At 70.1% G+C, this 17362-nt stretch carries 14 protein-coding genes; 5 read left to right on the plus strand and 9 right to left on the minus strand.

All coding sequences use genetic code 11. The features are described 5' to 3' along the window. Nucleotides 1–144: 144 nt before the first annotated feature. Nucleotides 145–1893, minus strand: coding sequence for a murein biosynthesis integral membrane protein MurJ (murJ, locus tag O7617_RS12120; protein ID WP_282263552.1), 1749 nt, complete (start codon nt 1891–1893; stop codon nt 145–147). Between the two features lie 126 nt (nt 1894–2019). On the opposite strand from murJ, the gene O7617_RS12125 reads away from it, so the two are divergent. Beyond that, nucleotides 2020–3480: a CCA tRNA nucleotidyltransferase gene (locus tag O7617_RS12125; RefSeq protein WP_282263553.1), complete on the plus strand. Its 1461-nt coding sequence runs from the start codon at nt 2020–2022 to the stop codon at nt 3478–3480. 56 nt (nt 3481–3536) lie between these two features. Here O7617_RS12125 and O7617_RS12130 read toward each other — a convergent pair whose 3' ends face one another. Both O7617_RS12130 and O7617_RS12135 read right to left on the minus strand, forming a co-directional pair. After that, entirely contained in the window at nt 3537–5072 is a 1536-nt protein-coding gene (locus O7617_RS12130; RefSeq protein WP_282263554.1) for an SPFH domain-containing protein, read from the minus strand. Between the two features lie 28 nt (nt 5073–5100). Next, nucleotides 5101–5643: an NfeD family protein gene (locus O7617_RS12135; protein WP_282263555.1), complete on the minus strand. Its 543-nt coding sequence runs from the start codon at nt 5641–5643 to the stop codon at nt 5101–5103. Nucleotides 5644–5803: 160 nt separating this feature from the next. On the opposite strand from O7617_RS12135, the gene O7617_RS12140 reads away from it, so the two are divergent. Further along, a complete protein-coding gene (locus O7617_RS12140; RefSeq protein WP_282264711.1) occupies nt 5804–6283 on the plus strand; it encodes a methylated-DNA--[protein]-cysteine S-methyltransferase in 480 nt (159 codons plus the stop codon). A gap of 223 nt (nt 6284–6506) precedes the next feature. Here O7617_RS12140 and O7617_RS12145 read toward each other — a convergent pair whose 3' ends face one another. Genes O7617_RS12145 through O7617_RS12155 form a run of 3 tightly spaced genes read right to left on the minus strand, consistent with a single transcriptional unit; the run spans nt 6507 to nt 8357 of the window. Then, nucleotides 6507–6632 (minus strand): hypothetical protein, encoded by a 126-nt coding sequence (locus tag O7617_RS12145; protein ID WP_282263556.1) that lies wholly within the window; start codon nt 6630–6632, stop codon nt 6507–6509. Continuing rightward, on the minus strand, nt 6616–7695 hold the full coding sequence (locus O7617_RS12150) for an inositol-3-phosphate synthase (protein WP_282263558.1): 1080 nt from the start codon (nt 7693–7695) through the stop codon (nt 6616–6618). Before O7617_RS12150 ends, O7617_RS12145 begins: the two co-directional genes overlap by 17 nt. A 23-nt stretch (nt 7696–7718) precedes the next feature. Then, entirely contained in the window at nt 7719–8357 is a 639-nt protein-coding gene (locus O7617_RS12155; protein WP_030331823.1) for a PadR family transcriptional regulator, read from the minus strand. 175 nt (nt 8358–8532) lie between these two features. On the opposite strand from O7617_RS12155, the gene O7617_RS12160 reads away from it, so the two are divergent. Next, nucleotides 8533–8979: a DUF5318 domain-containing protein gene (locus O7617_RS12160; RefSeq protein ID WP_282263560.1), complete on the plus strand. Its 447-nt coding sequence runs from the start codon at nt 8533–8535 to the stop codon at nt 8977–8979. 139 nt (nt 8980–9118) lie between these two features. Here O7617_RS12160 and O7617_RS12165 read toward each other — a convergent pair whose 3' ends face one another. Beyond that, nucleotides 9119–9850, minus strand: coding sequence for a hypothetical protein (locus O7617_RS12165; protein WP_282263562.1), 732 nt, complete (start codon nt 9848–9850; stop codon nt 9119–9121). On the opposite strand from O7617_RS12165, the gene O7617_RS12170 reads away from it, so the two are divergent. Together O7617_RS12170 and O7617_RS12175 are read left to right on the plus strand one after the other, a co-directional pair. After that, nucleotides 9813–12044, plus strand: a complete 2232-nt coding sequence (locus O7617_RS12170; RefSeq protein ID WP_282263563.1) for a transglycosylase domain-containing protein — start codon at nt 9813–9815, stop codon at nt 12042–12044. The genes O7617_RS12165 and O7617_RS12170 overlap by 38 nt on opposite strands. Before the next feature lie 122 nt (nt 12045–12166). Beyond that, a complete protein-coding gene (locus O7617_RS12175) occupies nt 12167–13669 on the plus strand; it encodes a glycosyltransferase 87 family protein (protein ID WP_282263564.1) in 1503 nt (500 codons plus the stop codon). A 93-nt stretch (nt 13670–13762) separates the two neighbouring features. Here O7617_RS12175 and O7617_RS12180 read toward each other — a convergent pair whose 3' ends face one another. Both O7617_RS12180 and O7617_RS12185 read right to left on the minus strand, forming a co-directional pair. After that, nucleotides 13763–16141 carry a hypothetical protein gene (locus O7617_RS12180; protein WP_282263566.1) on the minus strand — a complete coding sequence of 793 codons (2379 nt, stop codon included), beginning with the start codon at nt 16139–16141 and terminating at the stop codon, nt 13763–13765. Next, entirely contained in the window at nt 16138–16929 is a 792-nt protein-coding gene (locus tag O7617_RS12185) for a deoxyribonuclease IV (RefSeq protein WP_282263568.1), read from the minus strand. The genes O7617_RS12180 and O7617_RS12185 overlap by 4 nt, the downstream gene beginning before the upstream one ends. Nucleotides 16930–17362 lie beyond the last annotated feature (433 nt).

Genomic DNA, 17362 nt, shown 5'->3' on the forward strand with positions numbered 1-17362 from the left:
GCTCAGCCGTACGGTTGGTTATCCACAGGCCGATGCGGTGGTTGACCGGCGAATCGCGGAGTTATCCACAGGTGCATCCCCAGCCTGGTGATCCGCAGTGACGTTCTGTATGTGTGCCAACTTGTTGTGATCGGTTGCTGGCGATCAGCGACCGAGGCGACGTCGGACCATGCCGACCACCTCGGTGATCTCACTGATCCGCAGCAGCATGGCCAGACCCAGGTAGGTCCCACCGATCACCGCTCCGCCGATCACCAGTTGGATGACGGCCTGGGCCCAGCTCGGCGTTTCGCCACCGGGTAGCAGGTTGATCACGAGCAGGCCGACCAGCGCGGCGCCGAGCGCGGCGACCAGGACCCGGCCCAGGGTGCGCATGATGTGGCCCAGCCCGATCCGACCGACCCGCGGACGGAGCAGCCAGGCGGAGCCGATCGCCGCCGCCAGATACGAGACAGCGTTACCGATCATCATCCCGGCCGCTGCGAAGTGGGCGGCGAACGCGGCGAACAGCACGATCTGCACGCCGATCCGCAGCGCCACGACCGGAATGTTGATCAACGCCGGGGTGCGGGTGTCCGGCAGGGCGTAGAAGGCGAAGGTGAAGAGCTGGCTGATCGCGAACGGCACCAGAGCGAGCGCGGCCAGCAGCAGCACCAGCGAGGTGTCGGCGGCGTTCTCGTCGCTGAACGCGCCGTAGCGGAACAGCACCACCGCTAGCGGGGTGGCGAGCACGGCGTAGCAGACGGCGATCGGAGCGAGCACCGCGGAGACCGTCCGGGTGCCCCGGGACAGGTCGGCGGCCACGTCGGCGTAGCGGCCGTCGGCGGCGGCGGCGCTCATCCGGGGCATCAACGCGGTGATGATCGAGACGGCGATGATGCCGTGCGCCATCATCAGCAGCAGGAAGACGTTGTTGTAGATCAGGGCGCCGGCGTCCCCGTCGCCCGCCCGGTTGAGCAGGTTGAACAGCACGATCAGGCCGACCTGACTGACCGCCACGTAGCAGAACATCCAGCCGCCGAGCCGGCCCAGCTCACGCAGGCCGAGCGCGCGGAAGTCGAAGCGGAGCTTCCACCGGAAGCCGACCTTGCGCAGCGCCGGCAGCAGGCCGGCGGCCTGGATCGCGACACCGAGCAGGGTGCCACCGCTGATCAGGAGGATCCGGCCGGTGGTCATCTCGTCCGGCTTCACGATCTCCGCACCGAAGATCGCGATGTAGAGACCGGCGGTGGCGATCACCACGATGTTGTTGAGGATCGGCGCCCACATCGGGGCGGCGAAGTGACCCCGGGTGTTGAGTACCGCGCTGATCAACGCGCTGAGGCCGGTGAAGAAGATCATCGGCAACATCAGGTACGACAGGCTGGTGACCAGCTCCTGGTAGTCCGCTCCGCGGTTGTCGCTGGTGTAGAGCTTGGTAAGCCAGCCCGCCGCCAGCACGGCCAGCAGGGCTGCTCCCGCCAGGGTCAGCACCGCGAGGGTCAACAGCCGCTGGGCGTACGCCTGGCCGCCGTCGGTGTCGACCTTGCGCCGACGGACCAGCACCGGGATCAGCACGCTGGTGAGGATTCCGCCGAGCAGGAACTCGTAGACCATTCCCGGCAGGATCTGCGCGGTGGTGTAGGCGTCACCGACCAGCGCCCCACCGAGCGCGGCGGTCAGCACCAGCGTCCGCAGGAAGCCCGTACCCCGGCTGACCAGGCTGCCGATCGCCATCACCGCGCTGTTGGCTGCCGCGCTCGCCTCGCCCACCTGCTCCTGCGGCGGCGCGGTCGACTCCAGGGCCGGCTGGTTCAGCGGCTCGGCGGAGATGAAGGTGGCGCCGTCCCCGGGACGGATGCCAGGGCCGCCGTCGTTCGCGGCGTTGGCGCTGCGGTAGAGCCCGCCGCTCATCTCCAGCCTCCCAGGGGTACGTCGGGTCGGACGACGACCCGCACGCCACAGACCATAGTCAACCCCCACCCGTTACCCGCGCCCGGCGGATCGGATCACACCCCGGCCCGATAAGCTGGCGATCCCATGTCCGAAGCCTCCGCTCCACACGCCGCCGACCGCCGCGAACTCACCGCCGCGCAGCGCAACGCCGTCGCCGAACTGCTCCGAGTCTCCCCGGTCGCCGACGAGTTGGGCCGTCGCTTCGTCCGCGGCGGTCACGAGTTGCACCTGGTGGGCGGTTCGGTGCGCGACGCGCTGCTCGGCCGACTCGGGGACGACCTCGACTTCTGCACCGACGCGCACCCCGACGAGACGCTGCGCATCCTCAAGGGGTGGGCCGAGTCGATCTGGGAGACCGGTCGCGAGTTCGGCACCATCGGCGCGCAGCGCGACGGTCTCCGGCTGGAGATCACCACGTTCCGCGCCGAGTCGTACGACCAGATCAGCCGCAACCCGGTGGTGGTCTACGGCACCAGCCTCGACGAGGACCTGAAGCGGCGGGACTTCACCATCAACGCGATGGCGGTCAGCCTGCCGGAACACCGGTTCACCGATCCGCACGGCGGGTTGGACGACCTGTCGGCCAAGGTGATCCGTACCCCGAGCACCCCCGGTGAGTCGTTCGGCGACGACCCGTTGCGGATGCTGCGGGCCGCCCGGTTCGCCGCCCAGCTGCGTTTCGCCGTGCACCCGGACGTGCACCGGGCGATGACCGAGATGTCGGCGGACCTGGACCGGATCACCGCCGAGCGGATCCGCGACGAGTTCACCAAGCTGCTCTGCGGCGCCGATCCGATCACCGGTCTGCGGCTGCTCGTCGACACCGGGTTGGCCGAGCGGTTCCTGCCGGAGCTGACCGGGTTGAAGCTGGAGATCGACGAGCACGCGCAGCACAAGGACGTCTACGAGCACACCCTGACGGTCGTCTCGAACGCCGTCTCGCACGAGGACGACGGGTGTGACTTCGTCCTGCGGATGGCCGCTCTCCTGCACGACGTGGGCAAGCCGGCGACGAAGGCCGTCGGGTCCGACGGCCGGGTCAGCTTCCACCATCACGAGGTGGTCGGCGCGCGGCTGACCAAGGCCCGGATGAAGGCCATGCGGTACCCGAAGGAGATCACCGCGAAGGTGACCGCGCTGGTCGCGCTGCACCTGCGCTTCTACGGGTACGGGCGGGGCGAGTGGACCGACTCGGCGGTACGCCGCTACGTCGCGGACGCCGGTGACCTGCTGCCCCGACTGCACAAGCTGACCCGCTCGGACTGCACGACCCGCAACCGGCGCAAAGCCGCGCAGTTGGCCGCGGACTACGACGCGTTGGAGGAGCGGATCGCCCGGATCGCGGCCGAGGAGGACCTGGCCCGCGTCCGCCCCGACCTGGACGGCAACGCGATCATGGAGCTGCTCGGCGTACCGCCGGGACCGGTGGTGGGTCGGGCCTGGAAGCACCTCAAGGAGCTGCGCCTCGAACACGGCCCGCTGGACCGTGACGCCGCCGAGGCCGAGCTGCTGCGCTGGGCCCGAGCCGAGGGCCTGGTCGACTAGCTGGATCTGACGGGCGCCGCCCCGCGTCGGGGGGCGGCACCCGTCGGCGTACGGCGTCAGCGGGTCTCGACGGCGGTCCCGTCCACGGCCGGGGTGCCCTTGCCGGTCGAGGTGCCGTTGCCGGTCGGGGTAGACGCCGAGCCGAGCCGGGCCAGCAGACCGGCCAGGTCGATCCCGGTCAGGTCGCTGCCGAGTTGGAGCCCCTGGGCCACGTTGCCGGCCACCGACTTCGTCAGCGACGAGGCACCGTCGGTGGAGATGACAGTCATCTTGTCGATCGCCCCGATCGGCGCGCTGGCTGCCTCCACCACCTGCGGCAGCACCCTGACCAGCAGGTCCAGCACCGCCGCCTCGCCGTACGCGGCGAACGCCTCGGCCTTGCGCGCCATCGCGTCCGCCTCGGCCTCACCCTTGGCCAGGATGGCCGCCGCCTCGGCCTGACCCTCCCGCTCCACCGCCTCGGCGATGGCGGAACGCCGACGCTGCTCGGCCTCACCCTCCTTGGCGCCCTCGATCGCGTTAGCCTCGGCGAGCGCGGCACGCCGGGCCCGCTCGCCCTCACCGGTGAGCCGCGCCTGTTCGGCGGCGGCCTGCGCGGCGGCGATCACCGACTGCCGCTGCGCGTCCGCGTGCAACACCGCCGCGTTGCGCGACGCCTCCGCCTCCTGCTCCACCTTGTACCGGGCCGCGTCAGCCGGCTTACGCACCTCGGTGTCGAGTTGGCGCTGCTTGAGTTCGGCGTTGCGCTCGGCGACCTTCTGCTGCTCGGAGAGGATCGCCTGGTCCCGTTCCGCCTGCGCGAGCGGGCCGGCGGCGGCGGACTTCGCCTTCGCCGCGTCGATCTCGGCCTGGATGCCGGCCTGCTTGAGGGCCAGGTTCCGGTTCGCCTCCGCGATCGCCTCCTCGGCGAGCAGCCGCTCCTGCTCGGCCTGCTGTCGGGCCCGCGCCTCGGCGATCGCCGCGTCCTTGAGCACCCGGGCGGCCTCCGGTCGACCCAGGTCCTGCAGGTAGGAGCCCTCGGCGAGGATGTCCTGGAGCTGGAACGTGTCCAGCACCAGACCCTGGTTGGTCATCGAGTGCTCGGCCTCCTCGGCCACGGCGCTGGCGAACGCCGCCCGGTCCCGGATGACCTCCTCGACGGTGAGCCGGCCGACGATCGAGCGCAGCGCGCCGGCGAGCACCTCGCGGGTGAAGTTGTCGATCTCGTCCTGTTGGTGCAGGAACCGCTGGGCGGCGGCCCGGATCGCGTCCTCGGTTCCGCCGACCTTGACGATCGCCACGCCGTGCAGATCGGCACGGATGCCCTGCTTGCTCACCGCGCCCCGGATGCCGACGTCGATCCGTCGGCTGGACAGGTCCAGGGACTGGAGCTTCTGCACCACCGGCAGCACGAACACCGACGCGCCCAGCACGACCTTCTGCCCGGAGGTGTCGGTCGACCGTCCGCCGTCGGCGGTCTGCGTGGTGCGGCCCTTGCGACCGGTGACGATGAACGCCTCGTTCGGCCCGGCCACCTTGATTCGGGAGAGCACGAAGAGCACCAGGATCAGCGCGAGGAGGACCGCGCCGCCGATGGCGATTAACAGGGCCATATGGAAGTCCCGTCTACGAGGGGGTTGATCAGTAGGTCTCGACGTGCACGCTGGTCTCGCTGAGCGCCTGCACGACGAAGACCTGGGCGCCGATCGGTATGGGCTGGTCCGCGCGGGCGCTGAGCTTGACCGGTTGGCCGGCGAGGCGGATCCGGACTTCGCCGTACCCGTCGACCGGCACCGGTGTGACGACCAGGCCGAGCGCGCCGACCAGGTCGTCCCGGGTGGGGGTGGGGTCGGTGCGCATGTTGCGCGCCGCCCGGCTCAGCCGGGAGGCCAACCAGCCGGTGGGCACGGCCGCGAGCACGCCGCCGACCACCGCGCCGACGACCATTCCCGGGGTACGCGCACCGAGCAGTTCGTTGACGATCGCCGCGCCGAACCCGAATGCTCCGGCGAAGCCGGCCACCGTCTCGACCGAGATCGGGCCGTCCACGTCGGCGTGCCCGAACTGGAACAGTTCGGTGCCGAGTAGGGCGAGCGCGAGCACCCCGATGCCCGCCCCACCGATGATCAGAAAGATCAGCGTCCCCGTTGCCACGACCTGCACGGTATCGACTTGGCGCAACATCCAACGGTCGCGCTCGACGCGGAGATGATCTTTTCGGGGCCGAGTGAAACGCGCCGATCGGGCCGCGGCGAAGGAGGCGACCCGGGTCGCCGAGGCGTGGCGTTCGACCGACGCTGGTAGCCGTGCCGGCAACGTCGCCCGGGTCGGGGAGAATGAGCTGATGCGCTGGACAGTGCTCGACTCACCGATCGGCGAGTTCTCCGTCGCCACCGACGGCACGAACGTCTGCGGCGCCGCCTTCGGCCGGGTCGAAGCAGCCGTCGACGAGCCCGGCGACGCGTTGTCCCAGCAGGCCGTGACCGAGCTGCGGGCGTACTTCGCCGGTGAGCTGACCGGCTTCGGCATCCCGGTGTCGATGCCCCGGGGCTCCGACTTCGAGCGGGCCGTGTGGCGGGAGATGACCCGAATCCCCTACGGGGAGACGCTGACGTACGGCGAGGTGGCGCGCCTGGTCGGCGATGCCGGGGCGGCGCGGGCGGTGGGCGTGGCCTGCAACCGCAATCCGGTGCCGGTGATCGTGCCGTGTCACCGGATCGTCGGCGCGGGCGGCAAGCTGGTCGGCTTCGGTGGAGGCCTGCCGCGCAAGATCAAGCTGTTGGAGTTGGAAGCCGCTGTCGCCCTGCGGCACGCGTGGTCCTAGACCGCCTGGCCGATGTCCCCGGGTGACCGCCGCCGACGGCGGTCCGACATCGCCAGCGGGCGACCGCCTAGATCCACTCCAGTTCACCGAAACGGCGGTATCCGCCTGGCCGGGATACCCCGACATCGCCGAACCCGAGTCGATCAAGCCCGTCGGCATCACGAAACCTGACAGACGCCCACCCGGCGACCTGCGGCTGTGGCGGTGAGAACGATTCGGCCGACTAGTTGGCGCTGCGGCTGTCGCCGTACCTGGAGATGACGAGCTGACACGCGGCGAGGGCCGGGTCCGTTCGGACCCGGCCCTCGCCGGTGCTGGTGGTGTTCAGCGGGTCAGCGCGCGACCTCACCGGCGATGAACTCCTCGACGGCCTGGTGGGCGTCGTGGTCGGCGTACTGCACCGGCGGGGACTTCATGAAGTACGACGACGCCGACAGGATCGGGCCGCCGATCTTCCGGTCCAGCGCGATCTTCGCGGCGCGGACCGCGTCGATGATGACGCCGGCCGAGTTCGGCGAGTCCCACACCTCGAGCTTGAGCTCGGCGTTCAGCGGGGTGTCACCGAACGAGCGGCCCTCCAGGCGGATGTACGCCCACTTGCGGTCGTCCAGCCACGGCACGTGGTCCGACGGGCCGATGTGCACGTCGCTCTTGCTCATCTCGTGCGGGATCTGCGAGGTGACCGACTGGGTCTTCGAAATCTTCTTCGAGACCAGCCGCTTGCGCTCCAGCATGTTCATGAAGTCCATGTTGCCGCCGAAGTTGAGCTGGTACGTGCGCAGCAGCTCGACGCCCCGGTCTTCGAAGAGCTTCGCGAGAGCGCGGTGCACGATGGTCGCGCCGACCTGGCTCTTGATGTCGTCGCCGACGATCGGCAGGCCCGCGTCCTCGAACTTCTTGGCCCACTCGGGGTCGGAGGCGATGAAGACCGGCAGGGCGTTGACGAACGCGCAACCGGCGTCGATCGCAGCCTGCGCGTAGAACTTGGCGGCCTGCTCGGAGCCGACCGGGAGGTAGCAGACGACGACGTCGACCTGCGCGTCGCGCAGCGCCTGCGCCACGTCGACGGGGGTGGCGTCGGACTCCTCGACGATCTCGCGGTAGTACTGGCCCAGACCGTCGAAGGTCGGGCCGCGCTGCACGCTGACGCCGGTCGGCGGCACGTCACAGAGCTTGATGGTGTTGTTCTCGCTGGCGACGATCGCCTCCGCGAGGTCCATGCCCACCTTCTTGGCGTCCACGTCGAATGCCGCGACGAACTCCACGGCGTTGACGTGGTAGTCGCCGAAGGCGACGTGCATGAGACCCGGGACGCGGTCGTTCGGGTCGGCATTCCGGTAGTACTCGACGCCCTGAACCAGGGACGAGGCGCAGTTACCCACACCGACGATGGCGACGCGGACGGAGCCCATAGCGTCTGCCTCCTTCTTTTCTGTCACGGCCGCTCATTCCTGGTCTCTCCAGGCGGAGGCGGGCTGTTGTCTTCTCGTCGGCCGCCGGCTGTCCCGATGTTCGGGACCGTCGGGGCTCGGCCGGAGCGCTCGTTGGCGATGAGCTCCTCCAGCCAGCGGACCTCGCGCTCACAGGCATCAAGACCGTGGCGCTGCAGTTCCAGCGTGTAAGCGTCGAGGCGCTCGGCCGCCCGGCCCAGCACGTCGCGAAGCCCTTCGCGACGCTCCTCGATCTTGCGGCGGCGACCCTCCAGAATGCGCAGGCGGGTCGCCTGGTCGGTCCGGGCGAAGAACGCGAAGTGCACCCCGAAGCCCGTGTCGTCGTACGTCTCGGGCCCGGCCTGTGCGATCAGTTGGGCGAAGCGTTCCTTGCCCTCCGCGGTGATTTTGTAGACCACCCGACCTCGTCGGCTGGTCAGCGCGGGAACCTCCTCGGCAGTGGCGGGTGTCTCGGCAGCTTCGGTGATCCATCCCGCCGCCTGCAGCCTGCGCAGGGTCGGGTAGAGCGAGCCGTAGCTGATCGCCGCCCGGATCGCGCCGAGTTTGGCGGTCAACTCCTTGCGCAGCTCGTAGCCGTGCATCGGAGACTCCTGCAGGAGGCCGAGGATGGCGAACTCGAGCACTGGCCGCCCTCTCTTTACCCTCCGGCATGAAGTGGTAACCGCCGCGATGTATCGGACCGATACATCGCACGTTAGCGGCTCGCACCGGCCAGGGCAAACCCCCTCTCCGAGATGTCATCGTCACGGATCGTGAGCGTGGTCGCCTGCTCGGGCCGGACCGCGTACCCTTCTCCGCATGCGTACGCAGCGCCAGGTCGTCGACTACTCGCTCCAGAAGCGAGCAGTGCTGCGTGAGCTTCTGGCGGGCCGGGTCGGCACCTACGACGTCTGCGACGCGTCGCCGTACCTGAAGAACGCCGCCCGCTTCCACGGTGAGCCGACCGACCGGCGCTGCCCGATCTGCCGCAGCGAGAACCTGACCCTCGTCCACTACATTTACGGCGACGAGCTCAAGCAGTCCGCCGGACAGGCCCGGACACTCGCCGAGTTGCCCGTGCTGGCGATGACGCTGCGTGAGTTCCAGGTCTTCGTGGTCGAGGTGTGCCTCGGCTGTGACTGGAACCATCTCGTCGAGCAGTACCTGCTCGGCCGGGACGGACTGACCGGCGACGGCGACGGCACCGGCGAGCCGGATGTGGCGGCCGAGGTTGCGGGTCGGCGGAGGCGAGAGGCGCAACGGTGAACGCAGCAGGTTGGACCGGCCCCGGGGCGGTAGACGAAACCCGGGACGGTCGACCGCTCGTTAGTCCGATTGGCCCGATTGATACTGCAAGTACCACGGTGAACCGGCATCCCCGTGCCGGCGTCCCGGGTGAAGCAACTCACGGCAACCCGGTGGCGGCGCAGCAGCGCCCCACCGCGACCGGCAGGGTGTGAGGAATGAACTCGTACGGCGATCCCAGTTCTGCGCGCGGACGGGCCCAGTACCCGGGCCCGGACGGTGACCCCGGACCGGGCGCGGCCGACGCGTACGGCCGATCCGGCGGCGACTCCCGCGCCGGTGGCTGGTCGGCCTCGGAGGGCGGCGCGGCGACCCCGGGCCGTGCCTCGGTGACACCACGCGCAGCCGGCGGGCGGGCCACCGTCGGCGGATCCGCCTCGGTGCCGCGCGGCACCGCCGCGGCGGCCGGTTCCGCCTCGGTGGGTTCGGCGGCCCCGGGGCGCTCCGGGCGGGCGTCGGTGCCGGTGTCGCCGGCACCGGGTGCGGCAGCCGGACGTGCCGGCGCGGGCCGGGCCTCGGTGCCCGTGTCCCCGGCGCCCGGTGCACCGGCGGGTCGGGCCGCGGTCGGTGCCGCCGCCGTCGGTGCGGCCTCGGTCGGCACCGCCTCGGCGGGCCGGGCCAGTGTCGGCTCCGCGTCGGTGGGTGGCCGTGCCGCCGTCGCACGGGCGAGCGTCTCACCGGTCTCCGGTGGCCCTGGCGGCCCTGGTGGTCCCGGCGGACCCAACGGGCCGGGCCGGGGCGGCCGTGGCGCGGGTGACTCGGGCGCCGCGGCGCGGGCGAAGAAGCGCAAGCGGATGAACCTGATGATCGCCGCGTTCGCGGCCTTCATCATGCTCGCCGGCATCGGTGTGGTCGGGTTCACCTACTACTCGACCAACGTGGTCATGCCCGACGAGTTGCCGTTGCCGCTGTCCACCACGGTCTACGCCAAGGACGGCAAGACCCCGCTGGCCAAGCTGGGCAGCGAGAACCGCACCTTCGTCACCATCAACCAGATCCCACAGCACGTGCAGGACGCGGTGGCGGCAGCCGAGGACCGGAACTTCTACCGGCACTCGGGCGTCGACTACAAGGGCATCGTCCGGGCGGGCTGGAACAACATCTCCGGCGGCGACAAGCAGGGTGCGTCGACGATCACCCAGCAGTACGCCCGCAACGCGTTCGAGAACCTTCAGGACGACACGTACGGCCGGAAGGTGAAGGAGGCGATCCTCGCCTCCAAGCTCAACGACGCGTACAGCAAGCCGGAGATCATGCAGCACTACCTCAACGTGATCTACTTCGGGCGCGGTGCCTACGGCATCGAGGCCGCGGCGCAGACCTACTTCGGCAAGTCCGCGAAGGACCTCAGCGTGGGTGAGGGCGCGGTGCTCGCCGCGGTCATCAAGCAGCCGGTGGCCAGCGACACCCACAAGGGGTTCGACCCGGCGGTCAACCTGCCCGACGCCAAGGCGCGGTGGGACTACGTGATCGGCGGCATGAAGAAGGAAGGCTGGGTGGACGCGCCCAACCGACCCGCGTCGCCCACCGAGTACCCGAAGGTGCTGCCGCCGAAGAAGGGCGGCAACGGGTTCGGTGTCGACAGCCCGCGCGGCAACGTCATCAACTACGTCCGGCAGGAGATGGACGCGATGGGCCTCTGCTCCGACACCGGAGCGGAGGGCAAGGTGAGCTGCGTCGACGCGCTGCGCGACGGCGGCTACCGGATCACCACCACCATCGACCCGAAGTTGCAGACCGCCGCCGAGAACATCGCGATGCAGTCGAAGAAGGGCTCCGAGCTCAACGACCAGCCGAAGAACCTGATGGCGGCGATGGTGTCGATCGACCCGAAGAAGGGTCGAGTGCTCGCCTACTACGGCGGCGACAGCGGTGCCGATTTCGACTACGCCGGCAAGAACACCGACAAGAACGGTGACCTGACCGGTGGCCACCAGCCGGGCTCGTCGATGAAGGTGTACACCCTGGCCGCCGCGATCGAGGCCGGCATCTCGGTCAAGTCGCACTGGGACCCCACGCCGTACAAGCCCGAGGGCTCCGCGGTCGCGATCGGCAACGCCGGCCGCACCAACCTCAAGTGTGGCAAGTGGTGCACCCTCGAAGAGTCGACGATCCAGTCGTACAACGTGCCGTTCTACTGGGTCGCCGACACGATCGGTGCAGGCAAGGTGGTCGACATGGCCCGCAAGGCCGGCGTGACCACCATGTGGGGCGTCGACCCGCCGCAGGCCTTCGACCTGTCGAAGAAGGGCCCCAACCCGTTCGACAACTACACCGCCTTCGGCAAGTACCCGATCACCGTGTTCGACCACGCCAACGCCATGGCGACGTTCGCCAACGACGGCAAGTACATCAAGGCCCACTTCGTCCTCAAGGTCGAGCAGCAGGAGAAGGACACCGGTAAGTGGAAGGTGGTCGGCAGCGAGCGCATCAAGCCCGAGCAGCGGATCTCCAAGAAGGTCACCGACGAGGTCACCGCCGTCCTGAAGCAGATCCCCGGGGCCGGGTCGAACAACATGTCGCTGGAGAGCGGCCGTCAGGCCGCCGCCAAGACCGGCACCTGGGAGTACGACAAGGACGACAACTCGCACGCCTGGACGGTGGGCTACACCCCGCAGAACGCCACTGCGGTATGGGTCGGTAGCAAGGACCCGAAGAAGCCGGAGATCCGGCTCGCCAGCGGCAAGGACATCGGTGGTTCGACGCTCCCCGGCCCGATCTGGGAGAAGTTCATGAACGCCGCCCTCAAGGGCCAGGAGGAGATCCCCCTGCCCAGCGTCACCGGCGAGGGTGACGTCACGAAGGGCAACGGCAAGGAGCCGGTGGCCCCGCCACCGCCGCCGGGCGGCCAGCCGGGCGGGCCGCAGTGCGACCCGCTCACCGACCCGTTCTGCCCGCGCGGCGGTCTCCCCGGCGGTAACCCCGGGGGCAACCCCGGCGGGAACCCAGGTGGTAATCCCGGTGGCCCGGGAGGCGGTGGTGGCGGCGGTGGAGTGCTGCCCGGCCTACCGCCCAACCGAGACTGACCCGTACCCTCCGCACACCGCCGCCGGCCGGACGACACGTCCCGCCGGCGGCGGTGTTCGTACCCGGGATCTCCGCGTCGGGACGGGACGGGCACCCCTTCCGTACGGCAGGATGCCTCTTCATGAGCACCCAGTCGACGCCCGGCATCGACGACGCCGGTACCACCGACCACCCGTCGCGCTCCGACGGATTCGTCCGCGGCATGTCCAGCGCGATCGGCGGACCGCTGGGCGACCACGCGACAGCGCTGGACCGCCCGGCGGGCCGGGACCATCGTTTCTGGACCGCCGTCCGGATCGTGCTGGCGCTGGTATGTCTCACGCTCGCGCTGCACTGGGTGCAGAAGTCGCCCTGTCAGGACGGCGCCTGGCAGAACAACGTCCAGTACACGCGCTTCTGCTACACCGACGTCCTCGCCCTCTACTACGCCGAAGGGCTCAACGAGGGCAAGGTGCCCTACCGCGACCACCCCGTCGAGTACCCGGTGCTGACCGGCTACTTCATGGGGGCGCTGGGCCTGCCGGTGCACGCCATCGGCGACGGCGACCCGAGCATCAACCAGGGCCAGTGGTTCTACAACCTCAACGCGCTGGTGCTGGGCGCGCTCGCGGTGGCCACCGTGGCGGTGATCCTGGCCCTGCGCCGCCGACGACCCTGGGACGCGGCGATGTTCGCGCTCGCCCCGGCTCTGGTGCTCACCGCCACCGTCAACTGGGATCTGCTCGCCATCGGATTGGCCGCCTTCGGCCTGCTGGCCTGGGCGCGGAAACGACCGGCCGTGGCCGGTGTGCTGCTCGGGCTCGCCGGCGCGGCGAAACTCTGGCCGCTGTTCCTGCTCGGGCCGATCCTCGTCCTGGCGTTGCGCGCCGACCGGCTCCGCGCCGCGCTCGTCGCCACCGGTACGGCGATCGCGGCCGTGGTGCTGGTGAACCTGCCGGCCGCACGCGCCTACCCGGAGAACTGGGACCGGTTCTTCGAACTCAACACCACCCGGCCCATCGACTGGGGCACGCTCTGGTACATCGGGCGTTACCTGGACGGCAAGGTCGGCAACGACCCCGGGCAGCTCGGCCCGTTCGAGTGGCTGAACGCCAACATCCCCACCCTCAACACCATCTCGTACGCGTTGTTCGGGCTGGCCTGCCTCGGTGTGGCAGTGCTGGCGCTGCGCGCGCCGCGCCGACCGCGGCTGGCGCAGCTCGCCTTCCTGGTGGTCGCGGCGTTCCTCATCTTCAGCAAGGTGTGGTCCCAGCAGTTCGTGCTCTGGCTGCTGCCGCTGGTGGTGCTGGCCCGTCCGAAGTGGGGTGCCTTCCTGGCCTGGCAGATCGCCGAGGTCTGCTACTTCGTCGCCTTCTACGGTGAACTGCTCGGGGCGGCCACCAGTCGCCCGGTCTTCCCGGAGGGGGTGTTCGTGCTGGCCTCGACGTTGCGGCTGACCACTGTCGTGGTGCTCTGCGTGCTCGTCGTCCAGGAGATCCTGCACCCCGAACGGGACGCGGTGCGGGCGACCTACCCGGACGACCCGGACGGCGGCGTGCTCGACGGCGCGCCGGACGCCCCCTGGCTGGACCGCTGGCGCCTACCTACGAAAAGCGAACCCCCGCGAGAGCCGGCAACCACTTGATTTCTTAGGCGCAACGCGGCCCGCACCACGTCAGGTTTCTCGGGGAGCCCGCCCGGAGCCGGGTGGGCTCCCCGGAAAACCGCAGTAGAGCTTTCAGAGCCGATACACCACAGCGTCACCGACGTCCTGCCGGCTGATGCCGAGCGATTCCACCGGCGTGTCGATGGTGATCTCCCACGGTGTGCCCGGCACCTGGCCGCGCAGCAGCACCACAGTGCGGACGCCGAGCGTGCGCAGGTAGTCGACGCTGGTCTGGTCGGGGAACGACTGGCTCACCCGACGAACGTCGTCGAGCTGACGCGGAGTGAAGCCGCTACCGCCGTTGACCACGTCGGGGAAACCGCTCGTCGACCAGAGCATCACGTGCTGGTCCAGACTCTGGTTACTGGGCAGCACCAGCAGCGGCCCCTGCGCCGAACGCATCGCGGCCGGTTGGGTCGGCACCACCGGATGCGGCGTGGTGTTCAGGCCCTCGACTGTCACCAGCAGCAACGGCAGCAGGGTGGCCATCCGCAGCCACGGACCCGGCCACGACGGGATCCGCTGCGCGGTCAAGTCGCGGACCCGGTCGGTGAGGGCGGTGACCGCGCCGGCCGCGAGCAGGCCGAGCAACAACGTGGTCCACAACATCAAACGACCCGGGGTACGCAACGCGCTCCAGCCCGGCAGGTGCTCGAACAGCGGCACGTAGGTGAGGGTGCCGTCGAAGAAACGGGTGCCCATCGCGAAGGCCATGGTCACCAGCACCCCGGCGAGCAGCAGCAGCCGGTGCCGCAGCCGCCAGACCGAGAAGAACAGCCCACCCAGGGCGAGCGCGTAGAGCACGAAGCCCGGCAGCAGGGTCATCTCCGGGTGCCACGGCAGGGCGGCGCGAGCGCCCTCGTGCAGACCACCCCAGATCCGCGACTCGGCCGGCGCCGTCACGAACCCGGACGCCGGTGGCGAGAAGATGCCGATGTCGGCGATGGTCCGCTCGGCGTACGGGTGCAACTCGGTCACCCGGTAGAACGGGTAGGCCATCAGCAGGCCCACCCCGGCGAAGAACAACCCGCCGAGCACGTCGGCGAGGAACAACCGACGACCGAACGGCACGGCCTGGCGGGTGCGTAGCCGCCGCACGTAGAAGAGGAGGACCGCGACCAGTACCGCGCCGCCCAGGAAGTACGCGAACGGCAGCCCGATGCCGAAGCCGAGGCTGAGCTGCCAGGCCGCCACCATCCACCCGGCGTAGACCCAACCGTCGTGTCGGCGCTCCGGCCGGTAGCCGTGCCGCAGGGACCAGCCGTGCCCGCGCGCCAACATCGCCAGCGCCAGCGGAATCCCGCCGTTGGAGATGACGTGCAGGTGCCCGGCCTGAGCCAGCAGCCACGGCGCGTAGGTGTAGCTGACCCCGGCGACGGCGGCACCGATCCGGCCGGCCCCGAGCTGACGAGCCAGCGCGTACGCCCCGAGCGTGGCGAGCGCGTGCGCCAGCACGAACATGATGTTGTAGCGCAGCAACGCGTCCTCGGGGCCGCTGCCGAACATCCCGGCCGGGGCGTACCCGAGCAGGGTGTCGGAGAACGCGAAGCTCCACAGTTCGGGGAAGAACGTGTTGGACTGCCACAGACGCGCCGGGTCGGCCAGCAGGATGTGCCCGGACCAGGCCATCTGCCAGGCCTGCAGGCTCGGGTCCCAGTAGTCCTGCGGGAGCGTGTAGCGGGGATAGCGCAGGGTCGGCCAGGTCATCAGAACGGCCAGCGCCAACGAGCAGAGAGCGGCCAGGGTCCATTCGTGGATCAGGAAGCGGCCGACCGCTCGGCCTGCCCGGGTGGCGATGGACGGCCGCGGCTCCGGCGCGGAGGCGAACGCCTCCCAACGGTCCGCTACGACCGGCGTGGCCACACCGTCGGTCTTCACCGGTTCGCCGGTCCTGCCCTTACCCGCCCTACGCCACCATCTCGCCCGCGGCTGCGACGCCTTGGCCTCGGCCGCGTCGTCCTTCGCCGGGCTGTCCGTGCTGCCCTTGCCGTCCTTGGCCGGGGCGCTGTCCGTGCCGTCCTTGGCCGGGGCGCTGTCCGTGCTGCCCTTGGCCGGGGCGCTGTCCTTGTCGTGCTCGCTGTCCGTGGCCGGGGTGCCGGATCCGGCGTCCCCGCCCCCCTTGCCGTCCGTGGCCGGGGTGCTGGATTCGGCATCCTCGCTTCCCTTGCCGGCCCTGGCCGGGACGTCGGCCTTACGGTCCTTGGCCGGGACGTCGGCCTTGCGGTCCTTGGCCGGAATGCCGTTCTTGCCGTTCGTGCTCTCCTTGGCGTCCCTGGTCGGGGCGGCCGGCGTGCGGTCGGTCTGCGCGGGGCTCGCGGCGGAGCCGGCATCGGAGGAGCGAGCCGGCTGGGCTGGGGTGCCCGACTCGGATGCGGTAGCGGGTCGGGTCTCGGCGTCCGAGTCGGTGAAGGTGGGCCGGGCGTTCCCGGGCCCGGGCTGTCCGGTCGTCATGCTGCCGGGCTCGCCGTCCCGAGCTGCTGACGGAGGAAATCGATGTCGGCCGCCTGGCCCTCGACACCGCCGGGTGTCTCGACCACCGCCGGTGCCCCGGCCGCCCGGATCACCGCGACGACCAGCTCCGGATCGATGGTGCCGCCGCCCAGGTTGTCGTGCCGGTCCTGGCCGGAGTTGAACGCGCCCTTGGAGTTGTTGGCGTGCACCAGGTCGATCCTTCCGGTGATCGCCTTGACCCGGTCGACGAGGCCGAGCAGCTCCTCACCGCCCGCGTACGCGTGGCAGGTGTCCAGGCAGAAGCCGACCTCGTAGTCGCCGACGGCGTCCCAGAGGCGGGCGAGTGCGTCCAGTCGCCGGGCGCACGCGTTGTCGCCGCCGGCGGTGTTCTCGATCAGAACCGGCACGCCGAAGCCGCCGGATTCGGCCGCGTACGCGAATGTCTTGCGCCAGTTGTCGAAGCCGACGGCCAGGTCGTCCCCGGCGTTGACGTGCCCACCGTGGACGATCAGGCCCTTGGCGCCGATGGAGGTGGCCGCCTTGGCATGCCCGAGCAGCAGCTTTCGGCTGGGGATCCGGATCCGGTTGTTGAGGGTGGCGACGTTGATGACGTACGGCGCGTGCACGTAGAGGTCGACCTCGGCCGCGCGTAGCCGATCGGCGTCTTCCCGGGGCTTGGGTGCCTTCCATCCCTGGGGGTCGGCGAGGAAGAACTGCACGGTGTCGGCGGACCGGGCGGCTGCCTCCGCCAGCGGGTCGGTCGAATCGACGTGGGCTCCGATACGCATGCGAGCGAGCCTACGTCGCGACCCTGACCGGCTGGTGACGGCCGGGGCGGTGTCGCGGGCGATCGCGTCACCGGGCGGACCGACGATCGTTGATGGATTCGAACCGGCGATCAGTGTCCGGGCCTCCGGCGGCGTGAGATCGCCCCGGCTGGTGACCGGAGGATCGGTGGTCGGCAGCGAGGTCACCTCCGCCGCGCGGCCCGGCGTGGCGGAGGAGACCTCCGCATACCGGACGGGTACCGACAAGAATCTCGGCAATTTGGGCTTTTCCCCCTACAAGGTACGGATGCCGTTGTATCGTCAGGTAACAACACGATAAAGCTCCGCGGGGCGTCTTCGGTCCAACCTCATCGGTGTGGTCGTTCCTCCCCAGGTCCCACCCAAGGAATGCGGACCAGACGCCTCGCGGCCTCGTAGACGGGGGTCCACCACC

Source organism: Micromonospora sp. WMMD1155, from assembly GCF_029581275.1.
In the GTDB taxonomy this organism is placed as follows: domain Bacteria; phylum Actinomycetota; class Actinomycetes; order Mycobacteriales; family Micromonosporaceae; genus Micromonospora.